We start from the raw sequence: 20,727 nt of genomic DNA, 5'->3' as shown, positions 1-20,727 counted from the left end.
CCTTCCTCTTTTTATATTAATGCTTTATTAGAAATATTTCTTGGCAAAAGACTTCCCGGCCATTGCATAACTTTCTTCCAGGCGGGCGCCGGTATCGTAATCATAGCCTCCGAAAGTACGGCCTGGCGCATCACTCATCTGCACCTTGGCAATTACATTAGCCTGATTAGCCGTTTCCACAACCCAGAACTCGCCATCAATAGAGGCATTTTTACGCATGACATGCACATTAAAGCCCGGTTCGGTAAAGGTTGTTTTGAATATGAGTGTATATTTTGCTGATGGAAAGTTACCAACCTTGGTTTTGGCAGAGTGCTTGTTGAACAGGTCTTCAAATGCCGGTTCAAAACGCTTGCTGCGATCTGCTTTCCAAGCTTTGGCCCAGGCATCTCCCCTGCCCGCTTCCTTTTCATTATAATCCGCCTTTTTCTTTCGGATATAATCGGCTTCATCATCAAATTTACCTACACCCATTTTGCTGTAATCATATACAACATTCAGTTGGGTTTCGTTCTTAACGGCATCCATATTGCCTTCCAGCACTTTAAACTTAATGGCCATAGCCTGTACAGACAGCATACTTGCGCCTGCAACCATCATTACGGTAGCATACAACTTGTTCATAATAATTGCTTTTGTATTAGGTGATTAATCTAAGATATGACAATTATTACAAATATGCAGCTAAATGCCATATGAATTATAGCTTATCATTTTCTTTATGACGCTGTGCATCCCGTTTGGTTTTCTTAGCCATATTACGTTCAAAGGCTTCGGTAAGATCGACCCCGGTCTGGTTGGCGAGGCAGAGCAATACCCATAATACATCGGCCATTTCATCGGAGAGGTCTTTGCCCTTATCACTTTCTTTAAAAGACTGTTCGCCATACTGTCGCACCATAATGCGGGACAGTTCACCAACCTCTTCCATTAATATGCCCAGGTTGGTCAGCTCGTTAAAATAGCGGACGCCTATCGTTTTGATCCATTCGTCTACCTGTCCCTGTGCGTCTTTCAGTGTTATCATGTTGTGTTATTTTAGGTAAAAATATAAAGGGACAAAGTACGTTACTTTGTCCCTTTATAACAATATTCAATTCAGATTAGTTTTGCTCGCCCAGGAGTTCAACCGTACCTTTTGATACGTTGTATACTGCGCCTACCAAGCTGATCTTACCTTCTTCTGTCAGTTTCTTGATCACCTCGCTTTGCTGCAAAATGCTGTTGATAGAGTTCTGGATATTCAGGCGGGTTACATCTTCTACGAATGCATCGTTCTTGCTATTCTTCTCGCCATCTCCTGCATTACCCGCTGTTACCGCAGGCTGGATCTTATTCAGCAGACCTGTCAGGTTACCGAACTCTACATGATCACAAGCGCCTTTTACCGCACCGCAATTGGTATGCCCCATTACCATGATCAGTTTAGAACCGCTTACACCTACCGCGTATTCCAGCGATCCCAGTACGTTTTCAGACACCACATTACCGGCAATACGCACACTGAATACATCACCAATACCCTGGTCAAACAGGATCTCTACCGGAGCACGGGAGTCCATACAGCTAAGGATAGCTGCAAATGGCTTCTGCTGACTACCGGTTTCTTCAACTCTGCTTAAAAAATTTTTGCTCTTGCTGATTCCGTTTACGAAACGGGTATTGCCATCCATTAAGATCGTTAATGCGTCGTTCGGGGTTAATTCTTCTAAATTGTTGTTATAAGACTGTAACATGATTTTAATAATTTTTTGATTTTGATTGTGTTTGTTTACTCTTTGTCGCCATTCAGCTCCTTCAATAGCTTTTTGTGCTTACCGGACCATTTCCGTGCATGCTCATCCTGCTCCAGTTCGGTCATCAGGTAGTGCACATTAGCACCTTCCGGAATTTTATAATCATTCTTAAATCCTACCAGGGATACTGTAATACCGCGGCTCGGCGCCTGTACAGTATAGAACTCCCTGATCTCTTCCAGCACATCATAGTCAATATATTCAGCTTTACTTGCATCAATAATTACCGTACTGCCTTCTGCAAAACTATTCAGGGTTGTTTTGATACTTCCTTTGTTGAGGAACGATACTTCCTGAGCCAGTTCCAGGGTGGTTACATCTTTTTCTTCAGACTGCACACGACGGTAATAATACGGGATACGCATATTGCTGCGCAGCAGGTAGAAGATACTGATGAGCATACCCAGTCCTACGCCTTTTAATAATCCAAGGAATGGCAGGGCAACAGCCACAGCGGTAACCGCAAAAGGGATAAACTCTGTAGGGCCTACTTTATACATATGTATGAAGGTTGCAGGCTTTGCCAGGCGATAACCGGTAAAGATAAGGATCGCAGCCAGCGCAGATTTCGGGATCATGTTCAGGATCGCCGGAATCGTAGCCACACAGACCAGCAGTAAGATACCGTGTATAATAGCCGACAGCTTGGACTTGGCACCGGCATTGATATTGGCACTGGAACGAACAATTACCGAAGTAATAGGCAAACCTCCGATCAGACCACTGATAATATTACCGATACCTTGCGCTTTCAGTTCCGCATTACCGGAAGTGTTGCGCTTCAGCGGATCAAGTTTATCTGTCGCTTCAATACAAAGTAATGTCTCTATAGAGGCAACCACTGCAATCATTACTCCATATTGCCATACTTTAGGATTTTTTAAACCTGAAAAATCCGGCATTTTAAACTGCTTGAAAAATGCTTCGGCAGAATCTGGAACATTCAGCTGTACCAGGTAATCTGCACCCAGGTGTAATGCACCACCGGTAGAGTGGAATAAGGAGTTGAGCAAAGTACCTACAACCACTACAACGACACCGGCCGGAATCATCTGTATTCTGCGGAATGGCTTGGTTTGCCACAGGATTAATATAGCCAGACATACCAGTGTGATGACCACAGCACCAAAGTGAATGTTTTCGGTAATACCGGTCAGGATATCGGTATTCATTCCCCGCTCTCCGTCTCTCATACCGACCAGCTTATCCGGACCGCTGAAACCTACCGCATCGGGTAATTGCTTAAAGATAATGGTAAGACCGATACCGGCCAGCATACCTTCAATAACGCTGGAGGGAAAGAAGTTGGCAAAAGTACCTGCTTTGGCAAAGCCCAGAACGATCTGAAATACCCCGGACAGCAAAACGGCACAGAGGAAAATTTCAAAAACGCCCAGGTCGGCAATAGCACCCACAACCAGGGATACGAGACCTGCGGCAGGGCCACTTACACTAAAGTTACTTTTGCTCAGAAAGCCTATGACAATACCACCAACAACACCGGCTACAATACCGGAAAATAATGGTGCACCTGAAGCCTGGGCGATACCAAGGCACAGGGGTAAGGCGATCAGGAATACGATCAGCCCCGCTAAGATGTCATGCTTAGCATATGCAAATAATGATTTATTTTTTGACATGATGTTTTGTTACGCTTGTTTGTTCTGAAAGATATAGTAGGATGGCCGGTACCAAACAGGCAACATAAGCCTGTAATGATTCTGCTGAATATTACACGCATAGCCGCACAAGGATTCACATGCAATTGCAGGAATCGGTAAGGCACCAAAAGCCAGGCTGACAGATCGAAACCGGTCAGCTAATCATAAAAGGTAACTAAACTAAATTGGGAGGTTGTGTGGGGACTTCAAGATGATGAACCTTAAACAAAGCTTCATCCATGATGATGTAAGTGATCTTCTCTCCGGAGCCGACCGCTTCCGAAAGCAGGCCATAATGCAGGTACCAGAACTTCTTTAAATCAGAATCTTTTTCTGTATCAATATAGCTGTGGTTATTATGAACTTCTTCTTCCGATACAACCCTTTGTTTGGACAAAATATCGCTCACTACCTTTGCCGGTACTAATTGTACCGCCAGCAGCAGGAACAGAAATATGGCCAGAAAAGGTCTTTTCATCGTTGCGAAGATACAAAATCATGTGATACATATTTTTTACGGTTAAGTTAATGTTTTAAGAAAGATCATTTTTTGTACATAACTATGCCTATACTCACCCTTTAAGCGCATACAAAAAGAGAGGAGCCTTTGCAGGCTCCTCTCTTTTAAGTAAAACAGTATATACTCTTATCGGATCACTTGTATTTTACGTACAACCATTCCTTTATTGGTATGGATATGCACGATATAAGTTCCGGCTGCGAGATCATTCGTGGTAATGAATTGTTTCGTCTGGCCATCTGCTTTTACCTGCAGCATAACCTGGCCCAGCATATTGATCATCTGGATACTTTCCATTTTCACACCTGTAGCGGCATTTTCAATAGTCAGTGTACCCTGCTGTACCGGATTAGGATACAGTTTGATATTAGCCAGTTCAGGATTTACTTTCTTAACAGAAGTCGCCAGCAGATCTACATCAATAACCAGGCTGGTATCCATAGTACCGCAGTGATTAGAGGCAGTCAAGGTTACATTATACAAACCGGATGTTGCATACACATGAGACGGATTAGCCTGTGTGGATACTGCAGAACCATCTCCGAAATCCCAGCTATAACTAGTTACAAACTGAGGATTCAATGGCTGGAACTGTACCATACCCAGTTGTTGGTTAAACATCGGAATGAAGTTAAAGCCATCTATAGTAGGATCATCGAAGAAAGAAACCAGTGCCGTATCGCGACCTTTACAGCTATAACTGTTCGTCACTTCAACAGAGTATGTTCCGGTTGCAATCGGGTTAATGGTTTGTGTTGTTGCACTGGTATTCCAGGAATAGCTTGCTCCTGCATTACCCGCATCCAGCACATAAGTAGCATGATTACATACGATAGTATCCGGTCCGAGGTTAACCACCGGCAAAGCTCTCATGGTTACGGTAGTACCGGTAGTAGTACGGCTACAACCAATCGCATTGGTGATGGTTACGCTATAAGTACCGCCGCTGTTGACATTGATTGATTGTGTCGTTGCACCGGTATTCCATAAATAAGTAGCACCGGTATTAGCCGCATTCAGTGTAGTGCTGCTGCCCTGACACAGATCGAGCGCTGCTGGCAGCACATTGGTTGGTGTTGGTTTAAGGGTTACAATAATCGTATCACGTTTAACACAGGTATTGCTGCCCGTTACAACCACACGGTATGAACCAGCTGTATTGACTGTAATAGTCGGTGTAGTGGCACCTGTATTCCAGGCATAGCTTGCACCGGCATTTGTGGCATTAAGCGTCAGAGATGCCGTTGCACAAATAGAGGTATCATTACCCAGGTTTACCACCGGAGCAGGTATCGTAGTCACCACAGTACCCGGTGTAGTAATAGAACAACCCTGGGTATTTTTAATGGTTACGCTATAAGTGCCCGCGGCAGTTACATTAAGTGTTTGTGTCGTTGCACCGCCATTCCAGATATAGGTACTACCTGCATTACCTGCATTTAAGGTAATGTTGCTGCCCTGACACAGGTTGGCTGTAGCCGGTAGCGGATTAGTAGGGTTAGTACCGGTACTGATCACGATGGTATCTCTCTTCACACAACTATTCGTTCCCGTTACGGCTACATGGTACGTACCGGTAGTGGTTACTGCAATCGTTGCGGTAGTAGCGCCGGTGCTCCACAGGTAAGTAGCGCCGGTTGTCGTTGCATTCAGGTTAATGGTTGCAGACGGACACAGGAAGGTATCGTTACCCAGGTTAACAGCAGGAGCGGCATTCACCGTTGCAATTACAGCTGTACGGGTCGCCGTTACACAACCTGATGCTGTTGCACCGATAGCAGCCTCTACATAGTAAGTTGTTGTTGTCGCAATAGAAGGTGTTACAAATGTACCACCGGTACCCAATGCAGTACCACCGGTTGATGCAGCATACCATTTAATGGTATTGCCCGGACGGGCAGTCGCATTCAGGCTTACCGTACCCGTACCGCAACGGGCGGCTGGTGTAGTGGTCAGAATGGCTACGGTATCCAGTCGGATGCATTTTACCGGACTGAAGCAGTTGGTGCCGCCGGTAATAATTTTCACTCTGTAACAACGCGAAGCGGCAAGACCTGTTGCAGCATACGAAGTAGTATTTGCAGCGGCAATATCAGCCCAGGTTGCACCATTATCTGCCGAAACCTGCCATTGCAGTGCATTTGCGGCATAGCCGGTTGCCGGGGATAATTGCATCGTTGCAGTACCGCTCGCACAGATCGTATCTGCAGTAGAAGAGATCGTAAAGTTTGCAGGAGTTATGGTTGCATTTAAAGTATCATTTGTCGGATCAGAATCTGTAGTACCATTAGGCACAGTAGTCCATACCACCAGGCTGTTTGCACCGGCAGGGAAGGTACCGTTACCGATTACTACAGTATCCGTATTAGCACCTGTTGTAGCTGTAGCAGGAACCAGTGTTCCGGTCCATGCATATGGTGTTTGTGTTACCCCGTTTATTTTCCAGTTGATCTGCACCGAAGTGATTGCATTCGCGCCAGAGTTTTTCACCACTACTTTTACGGCCTGGCTACCCGGACAGAAGTTACCTGTCGGCGTAATTAATGCTGGTAAAGAAGCGTTATTCGCACCGGTTACCACTTCAAAGGCACCAATGGTAGGAGGATTATTACGCAGGGTTCCGTTAATATCTGAAGCAACAGAAGCAGTAAGGTTTACACCGGCACCAACCAAAGCTGTATTTGCAGGCGTAAAGTTGCCGGCATTAGGAGCAACAAACTGCGGATCTACAGCCGGCGAGCCTGGCTCAAATGCAGGATATGCTGTCTGGAAGGCAGACTGCGTTGCGTAAGCTGCAGTATAGTACCCGTAGTTCTGTGTACCTGTTTGTGTAGAATTGACATAAATATTATTCTTCAAGGCAGAAGAGATACTGGCTGCAGTACTGTAGTAGAAGCCGTACTTCGTACCTAAAGTACCTCCGGTAATGCTTATGATATTGTTCTTCGCCTCAGAGCCGGTATTGGTACCGGTAAGATAGATACCATAGTTGGTAGAAGTACCGGTCAGTATTTTGCTTATGTCGATGGTATTATGGTAATACATACAATATTGCGCCGAGCTGATGTGGTAAACACCATAGATAGAACCACCCTGGTTAATGTTATATATTACATTGTTATAGATCTGAGCAGGACTGGTGCTGGTACCTCCATATCCGGTATTATAAATGGCATATACAGAGTTTGTATTTGCCACTGTACCGCCATAAGGAGAGTGAATGCGATTGTTGCGCACGATACCGCCAGCAGTTGACGATCCGAGATAAATACCGTAAAAAGTACTGGTCGTGGTTTTCGTTGCCCTTTGCACCTCGTTATTTTCAATAATATTATTCAGACCTGCACCGGTAATATATATTCCATATAAATAAAAGTTTTCAACCTTATTACCGCGAATAATATTGTTACTGTTTACACCTGTCATGGTTAAGGTATAATAAGGACCTCCGCTACCGGTAGTACCCTTAATGTAGTTCCCGGAGATAAAGCAGTTGGTCGCATTGGTTCCGGTAGTGACTGCAGAGCTATTAGACCCCGACATAGCGATACCGCTACTATTCGCTGATAAGGTGCTTGTAATTGCCGTCAGGTCAAATGTACAGCGGGTTATGGAGTCAAAAACACAGTTGCTGGTCAGTAAGGCACCCCAGCCATAATCGGTAGCCAGCGCTTTAAAGGTAAGGCTGTCAATGCGTGTATACTGTGTGCCCGATAGGGTCAGCAACTGACGCTGTGTAGCTGTGTTGGTAAATTGAACAGTAGCACCACTACCATTTATACGCAAGGTATTGGTAGCGCTTGATCCTGGTACATTACCCAGACTAAATATCTCGTTATAAGGACCAGATCCAGAAACAACATTTACCACTACAGGTCCGCACATACCGTAAGTCATTAAGGTATTGGCCAGGGCTGTAAAGCTGGCAAAGTTGCTACCACCGGTAGCGGCAGCACTGTTGATGGTATAAGTACCGGATAAGGAAGCCTGTAGTGTAGCACCCAAAGTATCATTGGATACAAAACCATCAGAACCACCATTAGGCAATGCGGTCCATGACTTGAAGGTTACGGCTGCACCGGTAAAGGTATAAGCACCCAGGGTTACCTCGCGCTCATTAAGCCCTGTACCACCAACGGTATCTAACGGTAAGGTAAGACTGTATGGTGTTTGTGCCACCCCGTTCAGCTGCCATTGTACCTGCAGGTTATTGATCACAGTATTACCGTAGTTTTTCACTTTTACTTTTACCTGATTACTGCCCTGACAGAAATATACAGGAGCCGTTAACTGAGATACTCCGGCATCGTTAGTGGTCACGATTTCGGCACTTGCCGCAAACACATTGATCACTGATGTGGATGAACTCGTATTGTCTTTGTTGATTTGTACACTCGCAACCAGCTTGCTCTGGTTGGCCGGTAAGACCGCAACGGTGATCTGATATAATCTCGGGTCTGATGTATTGGCTTCCAGCGCGTCTGTAGAACGGTTGATACGGCCAAAACCCAGCAAGGCAACAGGTTGTGCTGTACTACCAAACCAATCCGGAATAATGGTCGCTGTAGAGATGGGCTGATTGGTACCATCTGTAAAGTTGATCTGTCCGGTAAAGTAGCTGGTGCCACTTCCTGAAGTCATCAGTAAAAATATATTCTTAGCCGCCACGTTATTGGAGAATACCATAGTGGCAGAAGTCCCGTTGGTCGGGATGCGCACACTGTTATTGCTGCTGTAGGAGGCCAGGTTAAAATACAGACCTGGTGTGGCTGCCACGGTACTGTTCACTACCCCCGATGCCGGGAAGCCCCATGCAAGTGGTGTACTGCTTGCTGTCTGCTGCCAGCCTTGCGCCACAAAAGCGTAACTGACGCCATCCACATCTGAAGTGGTTGTAGCCAGTCCGGTCCCCACTCCGTTGACCACAACATCCGCATTATACCCGCTGGTTAGGGTAAACGGAACATACGCTGCGTAAATACTTTGTACATACGCAATTAGAGCGAATGCAAGTAAAAGTCTCTTCCTCATAGTTAATCAAATTATACTTTTGTTCATATAGTTGTGGTGTAAATATATAAATGCAAATGCACAATTTTTAACATTTACTACAGAAAAAATATATTAATGAAAAAAGGCTGGCTTGCGCCAACCTTTCGATTTTCTATGATGTCTTTTATTCCTTTTTTACTAAAAACTGGAGGTAATCATCAATTTAAAGCCGTTGAATGCCGGTTCATAACGACATACCCCACCGGTACAGTTAATACCTTCTACTTGTTTTACCCAGGCTGCAGAGAAGCGGTGTGCTCCTTTTGTATAAGCCACAAACGCATTGTAATAGTGCTCTTTTTTCGCTGTTGCAGTAGAAGGCTTGATGTTGTACATATCAGAGATTGCAAAAGACCATTTAGGGGCTAAAGCATACTCTACCTGCAGGAAAGCCCAGCTACCGAAATCCTGCTTCGTATCCATGTACTGCGCCTGCACGGTGATCGATCTTTTTGGGGACAGTTTGTACGCAAATTCAGCAAACGGTGTAAGTGCTTTTACCATCGGATGTCCAGGTTTGAACTGGTAGTATTCCTGATTGTAATTCATATAGTGCAAACCTAATTGCAAACGTACATTTTTAATACTGCGGATATTGGTCTCGAAATAAGCCTCACGGTACAATTTCAGTTTTTCGATTGTATTGATATGGGTATAGCTTACATTGAAATCGTATTCATCATTAGGAGAATACAGGATATTACCGCCCAGTGCCAGCTCGCTCCAGTCAAGGGATTGCGGTGTATAACGGGCAATAAGGCGCTGCGGGCGGATCTGTGCTACAATCGGCTGCCAGTTAACCATACCGAAGTTTGCAGATTCGGAAGGTGAGGTACGCATTACAAAGTTCTGCGTTCTCTTTGCGGTAACATTCGCTGCAAGCCCTTTAACGGCATAGCTCATATTGGTATAGAACAAACTACCGTCATTTACCTGGATACCGCCATTATAATCATTAAATGCTTCCTGACTCTTATACGCTCCTTCTACATACCAGGAGAAGTTGCCGGCAGATAGCATATTGTATGCCGTAAGCGCATACATATTGTATTTAGGTTCTTTACGCTCTTCTAAAGGCAAGGCATTGATACGGGTAATAACCGCATCCATACTGCTTTTATCCATAGTACGGTTCACCGCACCAATACCAGGGTTGAAAAACACTTTATCTTTTATGGAGAAGCTACCTTCAAAGTTGATCCCTTTTATGATCGGCGAATAACGGTCAAACAGGTTCTTCTGTTGTCCGGTAAAGGCTTTAACGGAGATATTATCGGTAAGGTCATACTTTAATCTTAAGCCCACCAGTGCATTATCGATCAGCAGACCACGATCTTCGTACGCACGGAAGATAATACCGCTACCAATCTGGTCGTAGATATAACCGCCGGTGATGCTCAATTTCTGAAATTCTTTACTGATACTCCACGCACCAATACCGAAACCGGTTGTCGGCTGGGTAGGAAAACGCAGGTTAGAGTTATGGAAGGCATCCATTCTCAGGTAACCGGTAAACCCATAATTGGAATAACGAAGGCTCAGCCAGCTTTCTCCACCACTCAGCAGGTTATCATACAAAGGGTTGCCCGAAGCGTTGATCGCAGTGTCTCTGTTAAAGAAGTTGACATTGGTCATCAGATCACCGGAAAAAACACCACTGTTCTGATTCTGTGCAGTAGCTGCGGTACCCGCCAGGAGCAGCGAGCTTAAAAGTATAGGTAATTTCTGACCCATTGCTTGGTACTTATTTTTTAAATTAGGTTAAACTTTATCGCTTTTCATCCATCTTATAATAGTTAATAAAATGAAAAAACGAAAACGATAGGCTAAAGTAGTGCATTTTTACTATATTTGAAATCCTAAATTAAATAACCATTAATTATTCTTTTAAATGAAAAAGATACTTGCGCTTGTAGCGGCTATTACACTTGCTTTTCAGGTAAACGCTCAGGAAGGTTCTTCCCTGCCTGACACGAAAGTTAAAGACATGAACGGCAAAGCAGTAGCGTTCAACACTACAGTAGAAAAAGGAAAAGTTACCCTGATCAGTTTCTGGGCTACATGGTGTATTCCTTGTAAAAAGGAAATCAAAAACATCAGAGGTAAAATGGCTGACTGGAAAACAGAAACTCCTGATTTCAACTATATGACCGTTTCGGTTGATGATGCCCGTGCAATGGCTCAGGTACGCAGTTACGCAAAATCTCAGGGCTGGGACTTCCCGGTATACCTGGATCCTAACTCTGATCTGAAACGTTCTTTAAACTTCCAGAATGTACCATTCTCTGTTATCGTTGACAAAGACGGTAAAGTTGCCTATATGCAGACTGGTTTTGAAGAAGGTGGTGAAGATGTACTGTACGAAAAAGTAAAAGAAATCGCAGGAAAATAAGCGATGCAATTATATTAAGAAAGAGGCTTTCCATACCGGGAAGCCTCTTTTTTAGCTTATCCGGGCTGAATCAGTTAGTTTTGCAACAATTAATTGAATTCAGACATTTATGGCACAATATACTTTCAATCTCGCAGACGTCCTCACAGCAATGGAATTTGATAACCTGAATCCTATGCAGGAAGCAGCTATAGCTGCCACTCAGGAGAAGGATCATGTCGTACTGCTTTCCGCAACCGGTTCCGGCAAGACCCTTGCCTTCCTGTTGCCGATCCTGCAAAGACTGGATACTTCGGTTCAGCAAACACAAGCGCTGATCGTCGTACCGTCCCGTGAACTGGCTATGCAGATCGAGAAGGTATTTAAACAAATGCGTACCGGTCTGAAAATTACCTGTTGCTATGGCGGACATAAAAGAGAGATCGAAGAGAATAACCTGATCGAAGCACCTTATCTTATAGTAGGTACTCCAGGCAGGCTTTGCGACCACATCCGTCGTGGTAATTTCAAAACAGAAAACATTAAGCACCTGGTGCTGGATGAATTTGATAAAACACTGGAACTGGGCTTCCAGGAAGAAGTAGAGTTTATCATCGACAGCCTGCCTAATGTACAGCATAAAATGCTCACCTCCGCAACCAGCTCTATGGAGATCCCTGAATATGCAGGCCTGGTTGATCCACAGGAATTAAACTTCCTCAGCGAGGATAATAAACCGGAGGCCCTGGCGATCAAACAGGTACTCAGTACGGACAGAGATAAGCTGAATACTATTTTCGATCTGATCTGCCACCTGGGTAATAGACCGACCATCATCTTCTGTAATCACCGCGAATCGGTTGAACGCACCAGCCAGCTGTTATGGCAGAAAGGCATCATCAATGAGTTCTACCATGGTGCTATGGAGCAGAGAGACCGTGATGCGGCCCTGTGCAAATTCCGTAATGGCAGTACCAGCCTGCTGGTAACAACTGACCTTGCTGCACGTGGACTGGATATCCCATTCATCCGTTATATCATCCACTATCATCTGCCGCTTACAGAAGACAGCTATACACACCGTAACGGCCGTACAGCACGTATGGAAGCCAGTGGTACCGCTATCTTAGTCCTGAGCCAGGACGAGAAATTACCGGCATACATTACCGAAGAGGTTGAAACGATTGAATTAAACCCTCCTTACGAACTGCCTGAAAAACCAAAATGGGTAACCGTTTATGTTCCCCTGGGTAAGAAAGATAAAGTCAATAAAATAGATATTGTTGGCTTCCTTTCTAATGTAGGCCAATTGAAAAAAGAAGATATCGGTCTGATCGAGGTGAAAGATTTCAGCGCTTTTGTGGCCATCCGTAAAAGCAAGGCTGCCCATACCTATACGCTGATCAAAGATGCGCGTATCAAAGGTAAAAAGGCCAAACCGGAGATCATTAAGCAACAGTTCCTGAACCGCTAATACCGACTGCTATGAGGTCTTACATCTGCATTATCTCCAGCCTGCTGTTACTCTTTACCTCCTGCGGACAGGTAACGGAACAGGATGTAAAAGAACTGAAGAAAACGGTAAAGAAAAAGATCGCAGAGTCTACTGCGGATGAGTCTTTCATCCTGGACTTTACGACCGAACCGAAAATGGTACAGATGTACTGGAGAGATGATCAGAAGCATACCTTCAAAAGCTTCGACAGCCTGGACCAATGGTTGCAGACCGAGGGCAAATCCCTGCGCTTTGCGATGAACGGCGGTATGTACATGGAGGACAATAGTCCGCTGGGACTTTATATAGAAAACGGAAAGACTTTAAGAAAATTAAATACCCGCAGTGGTAAGGGTAATTTCTATCTGAAACCGAATGGTGTGTTTTATACCACCCGTTCGGGGAAAGCCGGGATCATGCTTACCGAAAAATTTAAACCATCGGCCGACATGCGTTTTGCAACGCAATCCGGGCCTATGCTGGTCATCGATGGTAAGATTCACACTGCATTTGACCAGGCCTCGCAGAATGTCAATATCCGTAACGGAGTGGGCATTCTGCCGGATGGCAAGGTACTGTTTGCCATGTCCAAATCGCTCATTACATTTTACGATTTTGCACGCTATTTTCAGGAAAAGGGATGTAAGTATGCTTTATACCTGGATGGTGGCATCAGCAAAACATATCTGCCCGAGCAGAGATATGAAGATAAAACGGGAGACTTCGGAGTGATTATCGGAGTTACTAAATAAAAAACGGCTTACTTTTCGCCACACAGTTTCCGGAACAACTGAAATACCAGGATGCCGATCAGTGCACCTATACTATCTGCCAGCGCATCATACAGATCGCAGCTGCGGCCCTCAACCAATCCGCTTCCCTGCAGTAATTCTACCGCATAACCATAAGCCGTACAGATCAGCAATACTTTAAGGCTATTCTTTAAAGTGCCAGGGTGTTTATACACGGCAAGGCACAGAAAGGACAGGACAGCAAATATGCCGAAGTGTACCAGTTTATCATATTGAAAAATAGTCAGGCTGGGTACGTCTTTGCCGGGCAGCAAACAGCCTGCAAATATAAAAGCAGCCCATCCGATACTCAGACAGGCTGCTCTTATTTTATTCCGTACCAACCAATCAAATACAGGACGCATTCTGGTGGTCGTATTTTATGTTATTAACCGATCAGGTTTTGGTAAGCATCAGCATCTAACAGTGCTTCAACATCAGCAATGCTATCTACTTTTACTTTTACCATCCATCCGTTACCGTATGGATCGCTGTTTACCGCTTCAGGCTCAGCAGCCAGGTCAGCGTTTAATTCCAGTATGGTACCTGCAACCGGCAAGTACAGATCAGATACGGTTTTTACCGCTTCTACAGTACCGAAAACTTCTTGAGCGCCTAATTGCTGTCCTACAGTTTCAACTTCTACGAATACGATATCACCTAATTCTTTCTGAGCGAAGTCAGTAATACCGATAGTAGCGATATCCCCATCTAAAGAAATCCATTCGTGTTCTTTAGTGTACTTTAAATTAGCAGGAATGTTCATACCTATTTATGTTTTTAATATTTGCTGCGAAAATACAATTTTTAAATTTCCTTGGAAACAAATTTATAAATATATAATTTCATTATTAAACTCTTGGATTATATAACCCCCACCCCATGATCCGATACCTGTTCTATAGTATCATTTTGTGCATTGCCCAGTGCGCCGCGGCACAGCAATCCGTTCCTGTCCGGATATTCCGGGACTCCGTACTGCTGCCGGACAATATCATCATCCTGGGGCCCGAACTCCGGGATACAGCAAATTATACCATCACTGTAGAAGCACACCTGCCTGCAGCGGCCAAAAATGCGAACCAATACACCATCCCCTTGCAATTTTATTGCAGCAATCAAACCGGAAAGTCGCTGCTGTACTATCCTGAAGCGGTTTTCTACCATGACTCCAGGCTGACATATGATCGCAGGGAGATAATACGCTTACAGGCGAAAGAACAAAAAGTAATGCAAATCACCTTGTACAGGGCATCCTCTCCCACGTTCTCCAAGACAGATCTGCTGCAATGGCAGGTAATGGGAGGAGGCATGTTGTATATTCCTGTCGCCTTCCGGCTGGTCTATGACCAATAAAAAAGCTGGCTTATTCTGCCAGCTGATAAATACTTGGAATGTTACGGCCTAAACCATCATAATCTAATCCGTAACCCACTACAAACTTATCCGGGATCTCGAAACCCAGGTAATCGGGTTGTATATCGAACTGGCGGGCAGATGGCTTGGTCAGCAGGGTTGCGATCTTCAGTGATGCGGGGCCTTGCTGTTGCAGTTCCGGCATAAAGTTAAATAAGGTACGACCGGTATCCAGTATATCTTCCAACAGGATGATATGGCGGTCTTTCAGGCGTTCATCCAGACCTATAGCGGTAATGACTTTACCTGTAGAGGTAGTGCCTTTATAAGAGGCCAGTTTAATGAAAGAAATCTCCGCTTCAATATTCAATTTACGAAACAGATCGGCCGCAAATAAAAACGAACCGTTGAGGATAGCAATAAACAAAGGTTTTTTGCCTGCATAATCGGCACTGATCTGTGCTGCAATCTGTGCACAGGCTGCATCAATCTCCGCAGCAGAAATATAGGGTACGAACTGTTTATCGTGTACTGTAATCTTATCCATTATTGATCAACTATATATGGCTGCAAAGGTACAGCCTTTTTATACAGAGCCTGCGTTATCTTTTTTATAAGTCAACAGATCCAGCACCCCTTCATTCTTCAATACAATAAAGCCGATCTTGTCGTTGGAAACTCCCTCTTTCAAGGCATAAGTAAAACGGTAATTGCCTTTTGGATCAATAACGGTTTCACAATAGCGGAACAATATACCCGGCTCCTGCTTCAGCTCCTCGTACAATTCGTACAGGTGAGTAGACAAGGCCAGCAGGTTGCTTTTGTGCAGGAGCAGGTGCTGGATGACCGCCTTACTGCATTCATAAGCATCATGTACATTGGTGCCTTTAAACAACTCATCCATCAGTACCAGGTGGCGGTTGCTCTGCTGTATTTTCTGTGCAGTCAGCTTCATACGCTGTACTTCGGCAAAAAAGTAACTTTCGCCGAGGAAGATATTATCTTCTACCTGCATATTGGTGATGATGCCATCCAGGAAGCTGATAGAATATGCCTTTGCGGGCACACCCATTCCGATATGTGCCAGCAATGCACTCAGCCCCAGACTGCGCAGCAGCGTGCTCTTCCCTGACATATTAGCCCCAGTCAGGAATAACATATACTGCTCCTGCCCCAGCCCGATGTCATAGCTTACCGGTTGTTGTAACAATGGGTGAAACAGTTGCCTGGCCTGCAGTTTAATATCCTGTTCATTACTGATCTCCGGCATTACAAAGCCCAGATCAAGCGTAGCCTTAGCCATACCAAACCAGGCGTCCATATGGGCAAACTGGTCAAATACCGTAGTCATATATTTTTTCAGGCCACGACGGGCATTATAACCGGCATGCATCAGTTTACGCAAAGCTGTATGCTCATTCATATCCAGCATTTCACGGCATATGGGCTCTCTCAGCAAATGAGCAAATGTCTCCTGCGCCTGCAGGACCAGTGCAGGTGTATGTTCATCTTCAATCGCATTAAAAGCAGCCAGACCCTTTACCAGGTCTATCAGGTGCATTACCGAAAACTGCAATAGAGAATAGGCATTTTTATTAAAGATCTTCTGGATAGTGGCATCTAATGAAAACAGCCATGAGCTTGGCTTATAGTGCAATCCATCGTTCGATTCAAAAAATTCGCGCAGCATCACCATAGTACCATTAGAAATAACCTCCGGCCACACATCCTGATGCCTCATCCAGTACTGCACTGCCTCCTGCTGCTGTATAAGCTCCTCATACTGCCTGGTGGGATGTGTCAGAAAGTGACGCAACTGCCGTGTACCCAGATGGGTAGTGCTGCGGTTAATCAGGTCAAAAACATTGGCCGAACCGGTAAATACAGAGAGGTCTTTTAAGGTTATATTATCAATGTGCACTTAGGATATGATTTGGTCTGCTACAAAGACGAAAATACTTGATTTTTTCCCAAAAATTTCTGAAGGCCGCCAGAGACCACAATTTCTTCATCCGCTGTATACTCCAAACCTTTACCTTTGTATGCAATCATTAATCATAACTGTCATGCCATTAAGCAATATTGAACCACAGATTATCTGGAAGAATTTCTCCAAGCTGAATGCTATTCCCCGTCCTTCTAAAAAAGAGGCACGTGTTATTGAATTTATCAAACAATTCGGTACTGATTTAGGTTTGCCGACATCAGTAGATGAGGTAGGTAATGTGATCATCAAAAAGCCGGCAACTGCGGGCATGGAAGACCGTAAAGCGGTGATTCTGCAATCGCACCTGGATATGGTATGCCAGAAAAATAATGATACCGTATTTGATTTTGACAATGAGGGCATCCGCATGAAAGTGGATGGAGACTGGGTAAAAGCAGAAGGCACCACATTAGGGGCTGATAACGGACTGGGTGTTGCTTCCATCATGAGCATCCTGGAATCAAACGACATTCCGCATCCTGCACTGGAAGCGCTGTTTACGATAGATGAAGAAACGGGTATGACCGGCGCACTGGGCCTGCAGGCAGGTCAGCTGGAAGGCGACATTTTACTGAACCTGGATACGGAAGAAGATGATGCATTTAGCATCGGCTGTGCGGGTGGTGTAGATGTTACGGCTACGCAAAACTATGACCTGACAGAAGGTGATGGCGATGCGGTAAGCATAACTATTTCGGGTCTGAAAGGTGGTCACTCTGGCATGGATATTCATAAAGGTCTGGGTAATGCCAATGTATTACTGGGCCGTTTTCTGCACCTGGAAATCGACGATATTCAGCTGATCAGCATCGATGGCGGCGGTCTGCGCAATGCGATTCCGCGCGAAGCTACAGCCAGCTTTTATTGTGGCGATTTCGCCGATTACAGCGCTGCGTTTGAAGCCTTAAAGGCAGAGGTGATGGAAGAATTCCAGTCGCTGGAGCCGGGCTTAACCATTAGCCTGAAAAAAATTGATGGTGGTGCAGAAGCCTTATCCAAAGAGGATTCCAACACGATCGTGTATGTACTGAAATCATTACATAATGGCGTATACCGTATGAGCCCTGATATCGCAGGACTGGTAGAAGCGTCTAACAATATTGCACGCGTAGAACTGAAAGAAGGTGCTTTGTCTATCCAATGCCTGACACGCTCTTCCGTTACGTCTACCAAAGTACAAGTAGCAGAGCAGTTGCAATCGGTATTCGAACTGGCCGAGATGAGTGTATCTACCTCTGGTGATTATCCGGGCTGGAAACCAAACCCGGACTCTTCTATTCTGAAAGTAATGGAGCAGCGTTATGAAGCATTATTCAGCAGCAAGCCTCATGTAGAAGCATGTCACGCAGGACTGGAATGTGGTATCATCGGAGCGCATTATCCTAAAATGGAAATGATCTCTTTTGGTCCTACCATTAAAGGAGCACACTCTCCTGAAGAGCGCGCCAATATAAGCTCTACACAGAAATTCTGGTCTTTCCTGAAAGATATACTGAGCAATATTCCAAAGAAATAAAACCCTTGTTATAAAGCGAAAAGGCGGCCAATGGCCGCCTTTTCGCTTTATAACAAGGTACCCTTACTTCATTTAAATTCTTTCATAAATGCCTGCAGTTGGTCTTGTTCCTCATCGCTGTAAAATACAGATTCAATTTTAGTACAATCCGGACCACATTCTTTGGCGCAAGTCCATTGCCCATCCATCATTCCGGGTATAGTACACACCTGGGGTTTACCCTGGCAAATAACCATTCCTTTTCCCACGGAGGCACTGGTAAACTGTATTTCCTTCCCGGAAACAAATAATTGCATTGCCATCCTCAAATGCCCGTCTTTACTCACTCCAAGCAATATCCAAAAGGGTTTACCGGTTTGCTCATCTTTCTGCTCCAATACGCGATACTCCTCTATTGTATATTCCAGGTGCCGACCTTTACAGACAGATTTCCAGAATTGTATTATGGGTTCAATATTGCGTATGCTTTGCAACTGCTCTGTTGAAGAGATTGTAACGGCTTTTTTTTGTTTTGCAGAGGAACTATTACAGGCAAAAGCCAACACAATAATCCAGAGTAATACAAACTTATTCATGAAAGTAAAATTAAGATTGATCAGATTACTTACCCTTTAGGCTTAGCCTGAGACAGGATAGAAGAGCCCTGCGCAATAGACATCATTTCTTTCAGTGTGCGCTGCATATTATCGGCATTACCATCCAGGAAGATCGTATTGCCTTTGCCATTTTCTGCAAAGTGTTTGATCGCATCAGTCCACATAGAGAACAGGATAAATGAGGCATCCAGGTTGGCCTGCTCCATTTCTTTCGCAGCTGCTGCCATACCATGTGCCACCTCTTCGCGGAACAATGCCACACCCTGACCTCTTAACTGGGCTGCCTGGCGCTCTGCTTCTGCCTGAATCTTGATGGCATTACCTTCTGCTTCTGCACCTTTCGTTTTGGTGATGAGTAAGGCCTGACCTTCATTTTCGGCGGCGGCTTTCAGGTTATTAGATGCTACTACCTGTGCCATAGATTTCATGATCACTTCATCGAATGTAATGTCATTGATCTGCAGATCGATCAGGTGATACCCCCAGTCTTCCAGAGATTTGTCCAGCTGTTCTTTTACGTGCAGGATGATCTCTGTACGCAATGCCAGGATCTCACTTTGCTTTTTGGTAGCTACGAATGCCCTTACCGAACCTTCTACAGAACGCACCAGGGCCTGCATCAGGCTGCGCTCATCCATAAATTTGAAGGCTACGCTTTTTACGGTTTCTTCTTCCTGGTTGAACACGGCATACAGCAGCATGGCTGAGAAGTTTACATTAGCCTGATCCTGTGTAATGGCCTGGAATTTCAGCTCTATCGATCTGTTCTGGATGGAAATGCGTTTAAAAATCTGCTCGATCAGGGGAATACGAAAGTTAAGCCCCGGGCGTAATACACGACGAAACTTACCGAATACCGTAACCACGGCTACTGTTCCCTGGCGTACGGTAACGAAACAGGTGAACAGGAAGAGTACAATGACAATGAGAATGATGTAAGTAGGAGACATAATTGAATATTTTTGTGTTAATGCAGCTAAAATAAGTAATTTTAGCCAGCATATTATAAGAAGGCATACAGTGGAGCTCCTAACCCTTGATTTAGACAAAATAGAAGACGATTTTTTTGACAACTGTCAGCTGCTGGGCCTGCAAACCAATGCTAGTCCCACCCGTTTATGCTGGCTGCTGGAAACCTATCTGGGTCTGTGTTTTCAGCGAAGAATGACAGACGATATAGATGTACGCCGTATTTATGATGTACCCCAGGCACCGCAACTGAACGGAACCTTGTTCGATCACATCGATACTCCGGATGAGCCGGTTCACTTCCTCGTATACCGTCATGTATTTCACTACACCGATCTGGGTATACTGTTATATACCAATCACCGCAATGGTTATTATCTACTGCCGGAATCCAAGAGTCAGAATTATCTGTTGCTGATACAGGATGAAGACTTCCGGATACGGGATAAAGAACTGACGGAGTGGTTGCAGGAATTGCCCACTATAGAAGGGGTATCGGTCTTGCCCCTTGATCAGCTGAAACATAAGTCTAACCTGATTATATAAAAAGTGTTGGGGGGGGGGGGGGGCCCCCCCCCCAGATGTTTTTAAAAAAATTTTTTTATATTATTTTGGTT

General features: G+C 44.7%; 19 protein-coding genes. 6 read left to right on the top strand and 13 right to left on the bottom strand.

The genetic code is table 11. The features are described from left to right. Positions 1-27: 27 nt before the first annotated feature. From FTD44_RS12925 to FTD44_RS12895, 7 genes are all read right to left on the bottom strand, one after another. Positions 28-624: a hypothetical protein gene (locus FTD44_RS12925; protein WP_222166833.1), complete on the bottom strand. Its 597-nt coding sequence runs from the start codon at positions 622-624 to the stop codon at positions 28-30. Between the two features lie 76 nt (positions 625-700). Continuing rightward, positions 701-1,027, bottom strand: a complete 327-nt coding sequence (locus FTD44_RS12920) for a nucleotide pyrophosphohydrolase (RefSeq protein ID WP_246625435.1) — start codon at positions 1,025-1,027, stop codon at positions 701-703. 76 nt (positions 1,028-1,103) lie between these two features. Beyond that, positions 1,104-1,736 carry a carbonic anhydrase family protein gene (locus FTD44_RS12915; protein ID WP_222166832.1) on the bottom strand — a complete coding sequence of 211 codons (633 nt, stop codon included), beginning with the start codon at positions 1,734-1,736 and terminating at the stop codon, positions 1,104-1,106. Positions 1,737-1,771: 35 nt separating this feature from the next. After that, complete coding sequence (locus FTD44_RS12910; RefSeq protein ID WP_222166831.1) at positions 1,772-3,436, bottom strand: SulP family inorganic anion transporter; 1,665 nt, start codon at positions 3,434-3,436, stop codon at positions 1,772-1,774. A gap of 196 nt (positions 3,437-3,632) precedes the next feature. Further along, positions 3,633-3,935 carry a hypothetical protein gene (locus tag FTD44_RS12905; RefSeq protein WP_129019766.1) on the bottom strand — a complete coding sequence of 101 codons (303 nt, stop codon included), beginning with the start codon at positions 3,933-3,935 and terminating at the stop codon, positions 3,633-3,635. A gap of 168 nt (positions 3,936-4,103) precedes the next feature. Next, the gene (locus FTD44_RS12900) at positions 4,104-9,008 is read right to left on the bottom strand and encodes an Ig-like domain-containing protein (protein WP_222166830.1); all 4,905 of its coding nucleotides are present in this window, start codon (positions 9,006-9,008) and stop codon (positions 4,104-4,106) included. A gap of 159 nt (positions 9,009-9,167) precedes the next feature. After that, the gene (locus FTD44_RS12895; protein ID WP_222166829.1) at positions 9,168-10,763 is read right to left on the bottom strand and encodes a DUF6029 family protein; all 1,596 of its coding nucleotides are present in this window, start codon (positions 10,761-10,763) and stop codon (positions 9,168-9,170) included. A gap of 157 nt (positions 10,764-10,920) precedes the next feature. Between FTD44_RS12895 and FTD44_RS12890 the strand changes: the two genes are divergently transcribed. From FTD44_RS12890 to FTD44_RS12880, 3 genes are all read left to right on the top strand, one after another. Next, positions 10,921-11,421: a TlpA family protein disulfide reductase gene (locus FTD44_RS12890; protein ID WP_222166828.1), complete on the top strand. Its 501-nt coding sequence runs from the start codon at positions 10,921-10,923 to the stop codon at positions 11,419-11,421. A gap of 109 nt (positions 11,422-11,530) precedes the next feature. Continuing rightward, entirely contained in the window at positions 11,531-12,874 is a 1,344-nt protein-coding gene (locus FTD44_RS12885) for a DEAD/DEAH box helicase (RefSeq protein ID WP_129019770.1), read from the top strand. 11 nt (positions 12,875-12,885) lie between these two features. Then, positions 12,886-13,647, top strand: coding sequence for a phosphodiester glycosidase family protein (locus FTD44_RS12880; RefSeq protein ID WP_222166827.1), 762 nt, complete (start codon positions 12,886-12,888; stop codon positions 13,645-13,647). Between the two features lie 8 nt (positions 13,648-13,655). Here the strand turns inward: FTD44_RS12880 and FTD44_RS12875 are convergent, their stop codons facing one another. Then, entirely contained in the window at positions 13,656-14,051 is a 396-nt protein-coding gene (locus FTD44_RS12875) for a VanZ family protein (RefSeq protein WP_222166826.1), read from the bottom strand. 23 nt (positions 14,052-14,074) lie between these two features. Further along, positions 14,075-14,452, bottom strand: coding sequence for a glycine cleavage system protein GcvH (gcvH, locus tag FTD44_RS12870; protein WP_222166825.1), 378 nt, complete (start codon positions 14,450-14,452; stop codon positions 14,075-14,077). Positions 14,453-14,568: 116 nt separating this feature from the next. Here gcvH and FTD44_RS12865 point away from each other — a divergent pair, with 116 nt between their 5' ends. Next, complete coding sequence (locus FTD44_RS12865; protein ID WP_222166824.1) at positions 14,569-15,042, top strand: hypothetical protein; 474 nt, start codon at positions 14,569-14,571, stop codon at positions 15,040-15,042. Between the two features lie 10 nt (positions 15,043-15,052). Here FTD44_RS12865 and hpt read toward each other — a convergent pair whose 3' ends face one another. Continuing rightward, positions 15,053-15,589, bottom strand: a complete 537-nt coding sequence (gene hpt, locus FTD44_RS12860) for a hypoxanthine phosphoribosyltransferase (protein ID WP_129019775.1) — start codon at positions 15,587-15,589, stop codon at positions 15,053-15,055. 39 nt (positions 15,590-15,628) lie between these two features. After that, positions 15,629-16,963, bottom strand: coding sequence for a MutS-related protein (locus FTD44_RS16220; protein ID WP_222166823.1), 1,335 nt, complete (start codon positions 16,961-16,963; stop codon positions 15,629-15,631). A gap of 145 nt (positions 16,964-17,108) precedes the next feature. Here FTD44_RS16220 and FTD44_RS12850 point away from each other — a divergent pair, with 145 nt between their 5' ends. After that, the gene (locus FTD44_RS12850; RefSeq protein ID WP_222166822.1) at positions 17,109-18,545 is read left to right on the top strand and encodes an aminoacyl-histidine dipeptidase; all 1,437 of its coding nucleotides are present in this window, start codon (positions 17,109-17,111) and stop codon (positions 18,543-18,545) included. A gap of 68 nt (positions 18,546-18,613) precedes the next feature. Here the strand turns inward: FTD44_RS12850 and FTD44_RS12845 are convergent, their stop codons facing one another. Together FTD44_RS12845 and FTD44_RS12840 are read right to left on the bottom strand one after the other, a co-directional pair. Beyond that, positions 18,614-19,120, bottom strand: a complete 507-nt coding sequence (locus tag FTD44_RS12845) for a hypothetical protein (protein ID WP_222166821.1) — start codon at positions 19,118-19,120, stop codon at positions 18,614-18,616. A gap of 29 nt (positions 19,121-19,149) precedes the next feature. Then, positions 19,150-20,091, bottom strand: a complete 942-nt coding sequence (locus FTD44_RS12840) for an SPFH domain-containing protein (protein ID WP_222166820.1) — start codon at positions 20,089-20,091, stop codon at positions 19,150-19,152. Between the two features lie 70 nt (positions 20,092-20,161). Between FTD44_RS12840 and FTD44_RS12835 the strand changes: the two genes are divergently transcribed. Continuing rightward, positions 20,162-20,656, top strand: coding sequence for an IPExxxVDY family protein (locus tag FTD44_RS12835; RefSeq protein ID WP_222166819.1), 495 nt, complete (start codon positions 20,162-20,164; stop codon positions 20,654-20,656). Positions 20,657-20,727 lie beyond the last annotated feature (71 nt).

This window comes from Edaphocola aurantiacus, assembly GCF_019797745.1.
GTDB lineage: Bacteria > Bacteroidota > Bacteroidia > Chitinophagales > Chitinophagaceae > Edaphocola > Edaphocola aurantiacus.
The sequence above is the reverse complement of the archived record's forward strand: the minus strand, read 5'-3'. Positions and strand labels throughout refer to the sequence as shown.